At 60.2% G+C, this 13,628-nt stretch carries 13 protein-coding genes; 4 read left to right on the forward strand and 9 right to left on the reverse strand.

What is annotated here, in order from left to right; genetic code table 11:
- Nucleotides 1-11: 11 nt before the first annotated feature.
- Together MHJ63_RS05765 and MHJ63_RS05770 are read left to right on the forward strand one after the other, a co-directional pair.
- Nucleotides 12-1,208 (forward strand): ABC transporter permease, encoded by a 1,197-nt coding sequence (locus tag MHJ63_RS05765; protein WP_239446467.1) that lies wholly within the window; start codon nt 12-14, stop codon nt 1,206-1,208.
- 73 nt (nt 1,209-1,281) lie between these two features.
- The gene (locus tag MHJ63_RS05770) at nt 1,282-2,001 is read left to right on the forward strand and encodes an ABC transporter ATP-binding protein (protein ID WP_239446468.1); all 720 of its coding nucleotides are present in this window, start codon (nt 1,282-1,284) and stop codon (nt 1,999-2,001) included.
- A 53-nt stretch (nt 2,002-2,054) separates the two neighbouring features.
- Here MHJ63_RS05770 and prfB read toward each other — a convergent pair whose 3' ends face one another.
- The 8 genes from prfB to MHJ63_RS05810 form a co-directional block, all read right to left on the reverse strand.
- Nucleotides 2,055-3,173 (reverse strand): peptide chain release factor 2, encoded by a 1,119-nt coding sequence (prfB, locus tag MHJ63_RS05775; protein ID WP_239446469.1) that lies wholly within the window; start codon nt 3,171-3,173, stop codon nt 2,055-2,057.
- A 105-nt stretch (nt 3,174-3,278) separates the two neighbouring features.
- Nucleotides 3,279-3,710, reverse strand: coding sequence for a hypothetical protein (locus tag MHJ63_RS05780; RefSeq protein WP_239446470.1), 432 nt, complete (start codon nt 3,708-3,710; stop codon nt 3,279-3,281).
- The gene (locus tag MHJ63_RS05785; RefSeq protein ID WP_052048676.1) at nt 3,707-4,198 is read right to left on the reverse strand and encodes a hypothetical protein; all 492 of its coding nucleotides are present in this window, start codon (nt 4,196-4,198) and stop codon (nt 3,707-3,709) included. The genes MHJ63_RS05780 and MHJ63_RS05785 overlap by 4 nt, the downstream gene beginning before the upstream one ends.
- Nucleotides 4,198-4,608, reverse strand: a complete 411-nt coding sequence (locus MHJ63_RS05790; RefSeq protein ID WP_070490981.1) for a TadE family protein — start codon at nt 4,606-4,608, stop codon at nt 4,198-4,200. Before MHJ63_RS05790 ends, MHJ63_RS05785 begins: the two co-directional genes overlap by 1 nt.
- Before the next feature lie 5 nt (nt 4,609-4,613).
- Complete coding sequence (locus MHJ63_RS05795) at nt 4,614-4,850, reverse strand: hypothetical protein (protein WP_035757590.1); 237 nt, start codon at nt 4,848-4,850, stop codon at nt 4,614-4,616.
- A gap of 33 nt (nt 4,851-4,883) precedes the next feature.
- Nucleotides 4,884-5,675, reverse strand: a complete 792-nt coding sequence (locus MHJ63_RS05800; RefSeq protein WP_141739757.1) for a type II secretion system F family protein — start codon at nt 5,673-5,675, stop codon at nt 4,884-4,886.
- A gap of 152 nt (nt 5,676-5,827) precedes the next feature.
- Nucleotides 5,828-6,682 (reverse strand): type II secretion system F family protein, encoded by an 855-nt coding sequence (locus tag MHJ63_RS05805; RefSeq protein ID WP_070490914.1) that lies wholly within the window; start codon nt 6,680-6,682, stop codon nt 5,828-5,830.
- Complete coding sequence (locus MHJ63_RS05810; protein ID WP_070490916.1) at nt 6,679-7,908, reverse strand: TadA family conjugal transfer-associated ATPase; 1,230 nt, start codon at nt 7,906-7,908, stop codon at nt 6,679-6,681. The genes MHJ63_RS05805 and MHJ63_RS05810 overlap by 4 nt, the downstream gene beginning before the upstream one ends.
- 446 nt (nt 7,909-8,354) lie before the next feature.
- Here MHJ63_RS05810 and MHJ63_RS05815 point away from each other — a divergent pair, with 446 nt between their 5' ends.
- Entirely contained in the window at nt 8,355-12,089 is a 3,735-nt protein-coding gene (locus tag MHJ63_RS05815; protein ID WP_239446471.1) for an FtsK/SpoIIIE domain-containing protein, read from the forward strand.
- Between the two features lie 78 nt (nt 12,090-12,167).
- Here MHJ63_RS05815 and MHJ63_RS05820 read toward each other — a convergent pair whose 3' ends face one another.
- The gene (locus tag MHJ63_RS05820) at nt 12,168-12,671 is read right to left on the reverse strand and encodes a hypothetical protein (protein ID WP_035757581.1); all 504 of its coding nucleotides are present in this window, start codon (nt 12,669-12,671) and stop codon (nt 12,168-12,170) included.
- Between the two features lie 417 nt (nt 12,672-13,088).
- Here MHJ63_RS05820 and MHJ63_RS05825 point away from each other — a divergent pair, with 417 nt between their 5' ends.
- Nucleotides 13,089-13,337 (forward strand): WhiB family transcriptional regulator, encoded by a 249-nt coding sequence (locus tag MHJ63_RS05825; RefSeq protein ID WP_035757578.1) that lies wholly within the window; start codon nt 13,089-13,091, stop codon nt 13,335-13,337.
- Nucleotides 13,338-13,628 lie beyond the last annotated feature (291 nt).

A 13,628-nucleotide genomic window follows, 5' to 3' on the forward strand; every position in this document is an offset into this window, starting at 1 on the left:
GGGATCTATTCATGGGCGGAAATCGATGGAATGGAGATAACGAAAACCAGGCTGCACCGCAGGCAGTGTTGCATCGCAGCGTGGGGCAAGTACGAACGAAAGAGGTTGAAATGTTCCTGGCTTGGCGTGATGTGTTACACGCGAAGGGACGCTTCGCGATCATCACGGTGGTAGTGATGCTCATGACTTTGCTCGTGGGGTTTCTGACCGGCTTGACCGGCGGGCTCGCCGGCGCCAACGTCGACACCGTGCGGTCTTGGAAGGCAGACCGCCTCGTGATGTCGGCCCCCACCGGCGCTCAGAGCGCAAGTATGTCCACCTCGTCCATCTCCCCTGAAGCCCAGCGCGAGTGGGAAGAGCACATTGGCCAGACCAACGTGACCGCCATCGGCGTCACACAAATCTCGGCAAGCCACGAGGAGAACACCACCGGCGTTGCGATCATGGCGCACGGCCCTGGCGCTGACCTTGGCGCCGGCACAGGCCCGAACCAGGCCGACGACGCGGCAGCACCGACCGGCAGCGACGTCACAGTGAGTGAAGACGCCGCGGAAGAACTCGGTGTTCAGGCTGGTTCCACGATCACGGTCGCAGGCCACGAGTTCACGGTCTCTGAGGTCACTGGAACCGGTCACTATTCTCACGTGCCCGTCGTAGGGATGTCGTGGACCGCGTGGCAAGAACTCTCCGAACGCACCGGAGGCAGCGGCCAACCGAACGCTTTGTTAGTGCATGCAGATGTTTCCGATGACGACGCCCAAGCCATCAACAAGGCCGCGAACACGGTCTCCCCTGCCGGGTTCGATCAGCTCTTGGCCGTTGGTTCTTTCCGTTCCGAGGTCGGCTCGCTCGGGCTCATGATCGGGATGCTCATGGCGATCTCCGCGCTCGTTGTCGGAGCGTTCTTCACCGTGTGGACGCTGCAACGCACCCGGGACATCGCCGTGATGCGCGCACTCGGCTCCCCCGTGAGCGCCCTTCTGCGCGACGCGATCGGCCAATCCTTGCTCGTTCTAGCGGTTGGTGTTGGTGCGGGAATCGGGATCATCATGCTGGCTGGGCCAGCGGTCTCTGCGAACGTACCGTTCGTCAGCAACTGGCTCACAACGCTCGTCCCTGGACTACTCATGACGCTCTTGGGGCTCATCGGTGCAGCGTTCGCCCTCCGTTCAGTGACCAAAGCTGATCCGATGCAAGCCCTCAGCTAAACCGCGAGCCCGCACTTACGCATCCATCCCGTTCTGCTTCTCGCACCGCCGCTATCCTTCTGAAAGGTTCATCATGCTTTCCCTCACCAACCTGACCCTGACCTACCCGGACGGCAACGACACCGTGACCGCGCTCGATAACGTGACGCTGAGTCCTGAACCTGGCACGCTCGTCGGAATCACGGGGCCATCCGGGTCAGGTAAGTCCTCGCTGCTCACGGTCGCGGCGACACTGACACAACCGGATTCGGGGTCCGTCATGATCGACGATGTTGAGGCCAGCCGCTTAAGCGCGGCACAAGCCGCGCGTCTGCGTCGCGAGAAAATCGGGATCGTGTTCCAGCAGTCCAATCTTCTGCCGTCACTAACCGCGCACGAACAGGTGCGCGCGGTGGTTGAGCTCGCGGGAACGCGAGTACAGAAACGTGCCGCGCGTATCCGTGCCGGTGAGCTACTCGAAGCAGTAGGGCTCAGCGAGCAAGCGAACCTACGGCCATCCCAGCTCTCCGGTGGGCAGCGTCAACGCGTCAACATCGCCCGCGCGCTGGTATCCAATCCGTCGGTGCTGCTCGTGGACGAACCGACCTCCGCGCTGGATTCACGTTCAGGTGCGACCATCATCAACCTGTTGATCCGCATGACCAAGCAACTCGATGTCACCACTCTCCTGGTGACCCACGACCTACAGCACGCCCACCGCTTCGATGAAATGGTGACCCTGGTCGATGGTCGGATCACCGAGCACACCAAGGAAACCTCGCAGATCACAGTCGGCCAAGCCCAGTTCGCGTAGCGGGCACAGCCTCCGTCGGGGCTAGTCCTCGTCTGGGCTAGTCGTCGTCTGGGTTAGTCCTCGTCTTGGTTGCGTTGGCCTGCACGCCAACGGATGCCGGCGTCGATGAACCCATCGATGTCGCCGTCCAGAACCGAACCGGTATTGCCGACCTCGTGGTTGGTGCGTAAGTCTTTGACCATCTGGTACGGGTGCAGAACATAGGAACGCATCTGGTCGCCCCAGGATGCCTTGACGTCGCCCGCGAGTGCTTTCTTCTCTGCGGCTTCTTCTTCCTGTTTCAGCAGAAGCAACCGGGATTGCATAACCCGTAGTGCGGCGGCACGGTTCTGAATCTGGGATTTTTCGTTCTGCATTGAGACCACAATCCCGGTTGGGATGTGGGTCATGCGCACTGCGGAGTCGGTCGTGTTGACGGACTGTCCGCCCGGGCCGGAGGAACGGAACACATCGATTTTGAGTTCGTTATCCGGGATTTCGATGTGGTCGGTGGTTTCGATGAGCGGGATCACCTCGACTGCCGCGAACGAGGTTTGGCGGCGGCCTTGGTTATCGAATGGTGAGATGCGTACGAGCCGGTGGGTTCCGGCTTCGACTGACAAGGTTCCGAACGCGTAGGGTTCGTTGACTTCGAAGGTCGCGGATTTCAAGCCGGCTTCCTCAGCATAGGAGGTGTCGGTGACTTTGGTTTTCCACCCGCGGCGTTCCGCATACCGTAGGTACATGCGCAACAGCATCTCGGCGAAGTCAGCCGCATCCACGCCTCCTGCTCCAGCGCGGATTGTGACGACTGCTTCGCGGGCATCGTAGTCCCCGTTAAGCAGGGTCATGATCTCCAGTTCGGAGAGTTTTTCTTTGATCTTGGCTAGCTCGGAGTCTGCGTCTTCTAACAGCTCCGGTTCGCCTTCTTCTTCCGCGAGTTCGATGAGGGTTTCGAAGTCATCGATGCGGGACCCCATGCCGGTGATGCGGCCGAGTTCAGCCTGCTTATGGGATAGAGCGGAAGTCACTTTCTGGGCTTCTTCGGGGTTATCCCACAAGTCGGGTGCAGCGGCTTCTTTTTCGAGTCTCTCGATCTCGGTTTGAAGCTGCTCTATGTCCGAGACCTCTTCAATCTCGTGAAGAGTATGTCGGAGGTCGCGGATCTCGGCGGCAAAATCAGTTGAAGACATAGTGTTTTCAAGTCTACCCGGCATGCAACTATGCCCACCTAAAGTTCAGGCCGGCACGGCATCGGGTTCAGGCCCGTCCGGCCTCGGATCGCCCCGGTGGCTGAGTTAACGCATTTCCACCCGGCTGAAGGAGTGGGTGTGTACGTGGGTGGTGCCGGGCAGCAGGCCGCCAAGAATCGGGATCCTGGTGGTTGCGGACATGTTCACGTGGAGTGTGAGCGATTCTCCTTTGAATTCGATGTTGTCGATCCGCAGGTTATCCAGTTGGTCTGGCAGTGGGATGCGCCGTAGCTGCGCTTCGATGTCGGCGCGTGCGGCGGCAACGTCCGGGTGCCCGGTTTCTTGAATCGCTTTGGCTTGGGATTTGCTCAAGACTGCGGAGCTTGTGACCGAGTCAGCGATCGAGGTGAGTTTCCGTTGAGAGATCGCGACGTGATTCAAAGCTGAGGTCACCGCGAGCACCGCGATGAGGAGCCCGAGCAGTCCCGCGACCATGACGGTGATGCGACCTTCCTCCTCTGTTTTCGAGGCGGTCATTCGGCTCCTCCTATCAGCATCGAGGTCTCAGACTGTGCCTTCACTATCCCCCGGACGCCTTCGGGCAGGAAAGGTAGCGGAACGTCAACGTCCACGCGTGCAGTGATGAGTGAGCCTGGTCCGGGGCATTGCCCCGAGCATGTAAGGGTGAGCCGCGCATTGTCCGGGTTGATGCCGTAGCCGTGCATGACATCCGCGATCGCGTGTTCGGCTTGGGCACGTGTTCCAGGCGGACGCGCCCCAGGAGCATCTTGGTCCTGCGTGGAACCGTTGTTGGTCATGATGCGGGCGGCTTGATCGGATGCCGCGACCGCGGCGAGGTTGCCCGCCTGAACCATCGCGACTGCGATCATCAGATACATCAGCGGGATCGCAAGCAAGATCGCTAGACCAACGAATTCGATGATCGCGCTACCCCGATCCTGCCCCGCCGCCGTCTCGTTGGGTTCGTTGCATTCAAGCGCTGTGTTCTGCGTTGTGGCGGGCATTAGAACGTCGCTTTGGTTACAACCGCGTTGGTCGAGTATTCGAACGGCGCGGGCAGGAACCCTAGGATCGGTACGCGAACGGTAACGGTGACTTTGACTGCTGGCCCGTAGTCTCGGCTGATGAGTTCGGCATTGGCTTGTCCCATACCTGGCTGCAGTGATGAGTCCAGCAGTTCTTGAGCTCGTTGCGCTCCTGCGCCCGCTGATTGGTCCGGGAACGCGCCAAAGCGCGCCCCGTGGGTTGCTGCGTCTGCCGCCATGTTGCGCCAATGCAGGAACACCGCGAGCTGGATCATTCCGACGAATAAGAGCGCGACGAGTCCCATGATCATCGCTGTCTCTGCTACAGAGGAACCCCGCTCCGGATGCTCTTGGCCGCCTCCAGCGCCCGCCTCTTGGCTCTCACACATCACCATCACATGCCGCCGACCTTACCGATCGCATCGTTGAACAGCTTGATCAAAGCTGGGCCTGCGACCGCGTAGATCGCTGCAACCAGCAGAGCCGACATGAGAGTCACCAGAACCCAGCCTGGAACGTCACCGCGTTCACGGTCCTCATCGGGTGCTGCCCCGGCAATGAGTGCCGAGAACTTCACCAACGCGGCCGTGACGGCTGAACCCACCCGTGAACGAGCGAATTTGTTGTTCATGATTGATTCCTTTCACTTCTGAATACAACGTTTCTATACAGACATCGTGAGCAGGCTCAGCCCCGGGAACACTGCGAAAACCACGGAGAGCGGCAAGACACCAAACACCACGGGCAACAGCATCCCGAGCTCACGTTTGCCCGCTGTTTCCATAAGGTCTCGCCGAGCTGATTCCCGGGCATCTGCGGCTTGATCCCGTAAAACCGCGGCCAGAGGGGTTCCGCGCTCCGCCGCAACACTCACGGTGGATGCGCACCGTTGGACCGTGGTGCTCTCAAGTTCTGCCGCGAATTCAACGAGTGCTTCACCAACGTTTCCGTTCACGCGCATCTGGATCAGCATGTCGCGGATCCGCTCCCCCAATACGCCAGGGAACTGATTCCCTACCCGGGCGATTGCTGAACGCATGCCATCGCCTGCCGCAACGGCGAGCGCTACGAGTTCAATGAACTCTGGCCATTGCTCGATCGCGGCTCGTCGGCGTTGTTTGATGCGTTGGTTGACGCGGGTGTCTACGATCCAGGCGCCGGCGATTGCGCTTGCGATGACTGCAATGATCGCGGCGATGGGCTGGATGCTTTGCCGGGTGCTGAGCGCTATGAAGATGGTTCCGGCGGCCCCTGCCATGACGAGTGAGGCAATGAGCCTGTGTTGTTTGTGTTCGGCCACGCTGATGTCGAGGCCGGCGGCGGTGAGCATGGCCGCGATTTTCCGATCCCGCATCGCGATGTGTGGGCCAGCGGGGTACGTGCTGTTGCGGGTTGCGCTGTTGTATCGGGCCGCCCGTGCGGCTGATGACGAGAGGTATCTCAGTGGGTTGAGCACGCCCCAGCTCCATGGCCGGGGCGTACGGGCGCCGAACTGGGCCGCGATCCTGTCGCTGATCGGAAGGGTTCTACCTCGCAATATGAAATCGATGATGAATCCGATGCCGGCTAGGCCGGTGAGTGTGAGCAGGGCGCAAGCAATGAACAGGTTCAAGCGATCACCCGCTGAGGTTCAGGTAGGCGCGCAATCCGCATCATAATGCGGTAGCTCACCACAGCCACGAGCGCTCCGCCAAGCAGAACCATGAGCCCGACTGGTGTCGAGTACGCCTGCGCTACGCGTGGTTCGAGGCAGAGAACCAACAGGATGACCCACGGCGCGCAGATCGCCAGCCGTGCAGCGTTGACTGTCCACGACTGCCGAGCTTCGAGTTCCCCTCGCGTGCGCGCATCAGTGCGCAAGAAACCCGATAGCGTGGTGAGCATGACGCTGACATCGGCCCCACCCACCTCGCGGGTGAGTTTGACTGCGCTGATGATGCGGTCAGCCACAGGGTCAGCTAGTCGCTGCGCGAGCCGGTCGAGCGTTTCTTCCATGTTGGCGGTGACCTTGAGGTCCGCCGCATAGGCCCTAAACGCTGGCTGAAGCTCTTTCGGCCCCTCGAAACTCAATTGTGCCAGCGCTTCATTCAACGGTAACCCGGCACGCACCGCCGAACGCAGATGGTCCACGACATCAGGCCATGTCTCCCGCAAAGCCTTACTGCGTTGATCGGCTTTGTGCCGCAACCACCACGAAGGCAAGACCGCGGTGATCCCCGCGAGCACCAGCGACACCGTGAGAGTTGAGGTCACCAACAGATAGATGCCCGTGGCTACCACCACGATGCAACTACTAATGAGCAGAAACGTCACCGTGGTCACTTGCTGCAACCCGGCCCGGTCCATAGTCCGGCGCAACCTACTCACCGAGGTTAAGGACTTCTTCCCACCACGCGTTGGAAAACCGGACTGCCAAATCAGCAACAGGCCCAGCCCAAGCGTCAACCCAAGAATCGCGCTCATAGCCGCTCCACCAAAAACATGCGTGGATCGACCCCGCGGGCCGCGAAACGAGCGTGCGCCGGGTCAGCATCACGGTTGGGAAGCAGCTCACCGCGGGAACGCTTGAAAATCGTGGAAGTCTCGATAACTCCCTGCCCGTCCGAACCTTTGAGCATCACGATCTCCTCGACCCCGCGCTCGCCGGCTGGGGTGCGGTAGCAGTGCACCACCACGTGCATTGTCGATGCCACGGTCGGAACCACGAACTCTTGGGAGATATTTGCACCGGCAAGCAAAGGCAGGGAACACATTTTGCTGATTGCTTCTCGCGCCGAGTTCGCGTGGATCGTAGCCATCCCAGGCAGGCCTGCATTGAGGGCAAGCAATAAGTCGAAACTCTCAGCCTCTCGCACTTCCCCGACCATGATCCGGTCTGGCCGCATCCGCAACGCTTCCTTTACGAGCCGCCGTAGCGTGATCTCTCCGACTCCATCGAGGTTGGCTGGGCGGCACTGCATTCCGACCACGTCACGCAACGGGACCTTGAGTTCGAAGACTTCCTCTACAGTGATGACGCGTTCCCGCGCCCCGATCGAGGCGGACAGCGCGTTCAGCATCGTGGTCTTTCCCGCGCCGGTTGCCCCGGACACCACGATGTTGAGCCCGGCTTGCACGCACGCGTCCAGAAACGCTGCCGCGCTGTTGCTGAGCGAGCCGAGCCGCACCATGTCGCTCAAACGATGGGCCTGAGCCACGAATTTACGGATGTTGACCATCCATGCTGAACGCGTGATGTCAGGGATCGCGATGTGAAGCCGGGAGCCGTCCGGCAATGCGGCGTCAACGAACGGGGAGGACAAATCGACGCGGCGGTTGGTTCCAGCCAGCATGCGGTCCACCAGCGAACGTAGCTCGTCCTGGGTCATCCTGACCGGGGTCAGCGACGCAACCCCGGAACGGGCAACGAACACCCTATCCGGGCCGTTAAGCCAGATCTCCTCAACCTCAGGATCGTCCATAAACACTTGCAACGGGCCAAGCCCGATGAGCGAATCAACGATGCGGCGCTCAACATCATCACGACGCTTCAACGGGGTCAGCGATTCCGTGAGCGTGCGCAGGTCATAGTCTTCAAGTGCCTGCGCCACCAGCGCGCGCACGTGTGCTGGAGCAGTCACCGGGTCTACCCCATCCCGGCGCATCTGCTGGCGAACATCACGTTCGATCATCGAAGCGATCTCACTCATGTTCCACCCCTCACGCGTGTTGTCTCATGTGATGTGAATCAGGGAATTCTTTTCAGCGAATCCTGTCTCGCTGAGTTTCATAGCGAATTCTTGTGGCGAATTTTTCTCAGTGTTTGATCTTGACCCTAAAAGCACACACGCACCGGTTGCAAGCACTAAATAGAAAGATGTGGATAACGGAGCTTATCCACACCAGAGCAACTCACAGGGAGCCCACAGCCGGTTCTTCAGTACGTTGTCTTCAACCACGGAAATTCAATGATTTCACCCAGGAGTTCCCCACCATGTTGCTGCTCGATCCACGAAACCCACGCGTATTTCAGCTTCCGGGTCTTCGGAAAGACGCCGCGCAATATCTGAAACATTTGCTCCTAGAAGACACAAACACCACCACCGGGCGCAGCAAGAATGCCTCACACCGGCACCGAGACACACTCCACCTCATCGTGGACTCAGGCCCCGACAGCGGAACCGTGTTCCCACTACCCCGCGGCGAATCCCTCATCGGCCGAGGACCAGGAAGAATCCAGCTCAACGACCCCACTACCTCCCGCGAACACGCACTGCTACGAGTGGACCCGACCGGCATCACCGTCACAGCACTCGATGGCGAGGTCACCATCAACGGCGAGCGCGTTTCCTCAGGTAGCAGTGCTCGCGGTGTTACTGATGCGGATACGGTGACGGTTGGTGACACGACGTTGCGGCTGGTGGTTGCTGTGCGGCGGCAGCGTGGTTCTGGGCCGTTGCCGCAGGGGCTTGATGTTTCGATGCAGGCTCCGCCGCGGTTCCCGTGGCTGGGTTTGGTGATGGCTATCGCGCCTTTGGGGATTGGGATTGTTCTTTGGGTCGCGTTGGGATCGTGGTTCATGATGGTTTTCGGTGCTTTGGGGGTTTTGACCGGATCATTTATGGTCGGGCAGAACATCGCGGACCGGCGGCGCTATCGCCGCACGCTACGGCAGCGAGCCTGGCAGCACATCGAGACTCTGCGCCGTCACGCGCCTACTCCCGCACGAATTGTCGCGTCGTGGCATCAGAGGTCTTCTCATCTCGGTTCACAACAGCAGGGCGCGAGGGGTGCGGCAGCGTGGAGCGGAGGGGCTTCGGCGAGCGCGCAGACACTTAGCCTACGTATCGGGAGTGTGCGCGAGCGACGTATTCGGCTGACGGTCAACGGTGAGCCAAGCAGTGTTGCGCTGTCCTCTAGGTTGCGGCGCAAGCCTGTTGTGTGGCCGGCGGTTGTGCATGTACAACCCGGCGCGACGGTGACGATCTGCGGGCCGCCTGCGCGTTGCCTTGGGGTGTTGAGCGCGGTCGTTGTGTCTTTCTTGGAGCGTGGAATACCTGCGGGGTGGGGCATGGTGTTGCCGGCTTCTTCGCGTTTACCTGCCCGTCTACTGGGTATAAATGGCGTGCGCTTCGATAGCGCAGTGAACTCTTATGAATGCCTGCTCATCCCGCCAGGCAGTGCGTTCCCCTCATCCGCCACGCATTCTCCTAGCGCAACGCACTCTCCTAGCGCAGCGCAGCCTTCAGGGGCAGCGCAGGGTTCAGGCGCGGTGCAGTCGGCGGTTACGGTGAAGCTTGAAACGCGTAGCTCTCTGGCCTCTGAGGGTGTCGCGTTGCCTGGTGATTGGGTTATTTCGTGCGCTGAGTCCAGTGCGGCTGGGCCACAAGCTGTGGTGCTGAGCGAGGGGACACGGCAGGATTTCTGCCCTGACACCATCAGCTTTGATGCGCTTGACCACGCGGCACTGACCTATCAACACAACAGTGGTTCGCAGCAGAGCGATGCTTCACAGCAGGGTGATGCTGCACAGCTGGGCGGCACGCCTGATATCGGTGGGTCACCCCACAGCAGCGGCGAGCCTCACAGTACCGATGAGCCTCACAGTACCGACGCACCCGTCGAAACCGCTGATGCCAGGTACGGTGTGGCCACCGATTTGGGGGTGACCTCAGCCGGTGCGCCGCTCGTTATTGATATCGTCAAGGACGGGCCGCATGCCCTCATCGCAGGAACCACGGGCTCGGGCAAGTCAGAACTTCTACGTTCGTGGGTGCTCGGGCTGGCTGACCGTTACTCCCCCGAAGAGCTACGGCTTGCGCTCGTCGACTTCAAAGGTGGAGCAACCTTCAGCGATCTTGAAGCGCTGCCGCACATCGAAACGTGCGTCACTGACCTTGACGGAAGTGAGATCTACCGGATCGTGGAGGCTCTGCGGGTCGAGCTGACCCGCCGTGAAGAACTGTTGAACGAGGCCTCAGTCGCAGACATTTCCGAGCTTGAGCATGCCCCGCCCCGGCTGATCCTGATGATTGACGAGTTCAGGATTCTCGCCCAAGACCACCCGAGCATCTTGACCGACATCATGCGTCTAGCCACGCTCGGGCGTGCATTAGGTCTGCATTTAGTCTTGGCCACCCAGCGGCCGCAGGGAATCGTGACTCCTGAGATCAAGGCGAACATTTCGCTCGTGATGTGCCTCAGGCTTGTGGACGCCGCTGATTCGATGTCACTCATCAATTCTCCCGCCGCCGCGCAGATACCGGCTTCGGAGCCTGGAAGCGTCATTATTTCTTCCTCCGGTAGCCCGTTGATTCATGGGCTCGTGGAGCCCACCAGCGACGCGCCACCCACGCTACGGGTCGGCGTCCTTGGCCCGCGGGTCACTGATATTTCAGCTCGCGAGGTGTGCGGCGGAGGGATACCTACGCTTGCTCAACGCCTGGAACGGATCCTTGCCCGGGCACCGCAGCAACTGTCCGACGCCCTCATTCCGCCACCTTTACCTGAGACAGTCTGCCCGCACGAGCTCTTCACAGCCAGATCCTCGCCGGATGCAGAGCTTCCGCTGGGGCTCATGAACACGCCCCAGGTGAGAATCACGGAGTTCGCGCCGCCGATGCCGTATTCGATCGGGATGTGCGGAGCCGATGGCAATGAAGACGCCACCGTCATCCGAGGCCTCGCCCACATTCTTGGAGGCAACGCAACTGATCTTGCTACCAACGCTGATCTTGCTGCCAAGACTGACCTTGCTACTAACGCTGCTCTTGATGGCAACACCAATGGGCGCGGCCCTTCTGCCTCTTCGGTCATCGTGCTCGACGGCCTCGGACTACTGCGCTCAACCAAGCACGCGTGGGGCTGTTACGTCGGTCCCGACCAGACCAGCCTCGCAACAGAGGTGCTCCGAGAACTGAAAAACGGCCGCTTCCCGAACGCAACCGCCGATGCTCACGCGGGTGTCCCACCAACGCTTTGGATCATCTCGCCACACAGCTGGTGGTCAGACCCATCCGAGCGCGCAGCAAACTACAGGGAGCACGCGGTACGGGAGCTCGCGCTCAAAGGCGAAATCGGGATCATCATCAACGGCGGGCGAGATCTCGCGACCTCACGGATCTTCACCACGCTCACCCACCGGATCTACCTGCCGTTCGCAGTCCCCGCTGAAGCCCGCCACATATGGCCCCGCATCCGACCCGTCCCCTCCTTACCAGGCCGCGGAGTGCTCAGTTCTGCCTCGCTGCCGGCCGACGGGCTGGCAATTCAACTACCAACCGCTGACACAGAACCACAACTGGCGGATAACCCCCACCGCTGGGATGAGAACCGCACCCCGCACACCGTCACGCTCGGCGGTCTTACCCAGCCCACCCTAGAAAGATCAGCCCCATCGCTGCATATCACCCTAATTCCCTCGCAGACTCCCGTGCTCGTGCAAGCCAGACCAGCCGGGCTAGTGATCGGCGCTGATGACCGTGCACGCAACACGCTCATCAATGCATGGTGCAGCGGCTATACGGTCGAGCGCATCGACCCTGAAGCAACCTCTCACGAGCCCGAAGAAGATCAGGAAGAAAAAACAATCTGGGTCATCGACAACGCTGAAGCGCTCAGCCCCAGCCTCATCTCGCTATGCCAACGCCGCATCAAGGACGGCAAACCCATCATCTTCGGCGCTAGCGCCCCCGCACGTTTGCCCTACCTCATGCCCTGGTGGCGCAACACAGCACTAGGTACCCACACCATCGCTATCCCACCGTTGAACGGCAGCGACTACGAGCCTCTCGGGTGGAATCCACCCCTGGCCAGCACAACGCAGCCCGGCCACGTGCTGGTCAACATCAATCAAGCAACCTACAGGGCCATCGCCTCACACGTGCCGTAACGGGCTCACCTGTGCCGTAAAAGATGAGCAGGAACCAGCTAGAACACAGCGGACGCCCACCAACCGTGTTCGCAGGTTTCAGCGTGGGACGTCGTCGATCGAAAGGTACAAACGCGTGGCCGGGGAGAAAACCATGACCAACGCAACCGCGGCCGTGACCACCATCGCAAGCCCCAACCAGATACCGCCGCCGAACATCGCTCCGCCACCGGCGAGCGCTTGGGCACCAATGATGATCTGGAACAGCTGCCACACCACGATGATCGCGCGGGTGAACGCTTTACCTAAGTAATGCTGAACCGCTGTCACTAACAAACCCGCACCGGCCGCGGCAATCAGAACCAACATGAAGATGCGACCCGGCATATTCAACGGGCCCGGCTGATTGAGGTTGACGATCGACATGATCAAAGCGGCCGCGACCCCCAAGACCTCCAACCCAAGCATCGCCACAGTCACTTTGACAGATGCAGGAGCAACCATGCGAACCTCACGAGGCTCCGCCTGGTTGGAAGAGTGCGCCTGCTGAGAAGAATCTGCCTGCTTGGAGCGTTTGGCGGGCTGGGAAGGCTGAGTCATCATGCCCAACATTCTAGGTCTGAGAACGTGCACCCATCGAACCTCGCACGGGAAACCGTCTTCCACATATACATTTCGAACGTGTACGGATGGATAACGAAGGCCAACAGAATCTCAGCTCTTAGTGCACAAACGGTGATCAACGCCATACCAATTAGTGACTTTCAAGTAGCATTCACCCTTGTCTAGCTACCAACCCCGTGGGAAAATTGATGTCAGTACCTGATGTTGTAGACGCACCGGCCCACGTCATGTGGGCCGTCTTGTTTCTCCAGCATCGATGTAAACAAAACGAACAGCCTGCACTACCGATATGAAGACCGCAGGCACAACGAACATGTTGCGACACTGACGCAACAACACGGCGATCCCACGGAGCATCGTGGGCTGTCGCCACAGCAACCAAGGAGCATTCACCGCATGAGTTGGCGCGATAAAGCCGCTTGCCTGGAAAAAGACCCTGACCTCTTTTTCCCAGTCGGCAACACAGGTCCTGCACTCCTGCAGATCGAAGAAGCGAAGAGCGTGTGCCGCACCTGCTCGGTCATCGAACAATGCCTCTCGTGGGCAATGGAGACCGGCCAGGACGCCGGTGTGTGGGGCGGGCTCAGCGAAGACGAACGCCGCGCAATGAAGCGCCGCGCCGCACGCGCCCGCCGCGCATCCTAAACACTCAATATTCATACCCATGTGGGCGTCCGGACTAAACACCGGACGCCCTCATGTTTAACGCATCGCAATTTCAAGCACCCCAACTTCAAACCCGCCACCGCATCCAGCCCAGCGCATCCCGCCCACCGCTTCCAGCCCAGCGCCGCAACCAATCAAGAGTTGCGACTATCTCTGCGCGGCTCATCCCTTGGTCGTATACCCCGGGGTAATACGGCTCGTATAGTTCGAGGTGTGACTCCCCATGAGGGTGCGCTTGAATGGTTTCTGCTCTGCTTTCCCCTAAGATCG

It is taken from the genome of Pseudoglutamicibacter albus (assembly GCF_022346425.1).
Lineage (GTDB): Bacteria > Actinomycetota > Actinomycetes > Actinomycetales > Micrococcaceae > Pseudoglutamicibacter > Pseudoglutamicibacter albus.

Bases quoted from the DNA above. Each gene is read 5' to 3' on its own strand.
- MHJ63_RS05795 (WP_035757590.1), bottom strand. From the start codon at position 4,850: ATGAACAACAAATTCGCTCGTTCACGGGTGGGTTCAGCCGTCACGGCC.
- MHJ63_RS05805 (WP_070490914.1), bottom strand. From the start codon at position 6,682: ATGAGCGCGATTCTTGGGTTGACGCTTGGGCTGGGCCTGTTGCTGATT.
- MHJ63_RS05780 (WP_239446470.1), bottom strand. From the start codon at position 3,710: ATGACCGCCTCGAAAACAGAGGAGGAAGGTCGCATCACCGTCATGGTC.
- MHJ63_RS05810 (WP_070490916.1), bottom strand. From the start codon at position 7,908: ATGAGTGAGATCGCTTCGATGATCGAACGTGATGTTCGCCAGCAGATG.
- MHJ63_RS05765 (WP_239446467.1), top strand. From the start codon at position 12: ATGGGCGGAAATCGATGGAATGGAGATAACGAAAACCAGGCTGCACCG.
- MHJ63_RS05785 (WP_052048676.1), bottom strand. From the start codon at position 4,198: ATGCCCGCCACAACGCAGAACACAGCGCTTGAATGCAACGAACCCAAC.
- MHJ63_RS05770 (WP_239446468.1), top strand. From the start codon at position 1,282: ATGCTTTCCCTCACCAACCTGACCCTGACCTACCCGGACGGCAACGAC.
- MHJ63_RS05820 (WP_035757581.1), bottom strand. From the start codon at position 12,671: ATGATGACTCAGCCTTCCCAGCCCGCCAAACGCTCCAAGCAGGCAGAT.
- MHJ63_RS05790 (WP_070490981.1), bottom strand. From the start codon at position 4,608: ATGTGTGAGAGCCAAGAGGCGGGCGCTGGAGGCGGCCAAGAGCATCCG.
- prfB (WP_239446469.1), bottom strand. From the start codon at position 3,173: ATGTCTTCAACTGATTTTGCCGCCGAGATCCGCGACCTCCGACATACT.
- MHJ63_RS05825 (WP_035757578.1), top strand. From the start codon at position 13,089: ATGAGTTGGCGCGATAAAGCCGCTTGCCTGGAAAAAGACCCTGACCTC.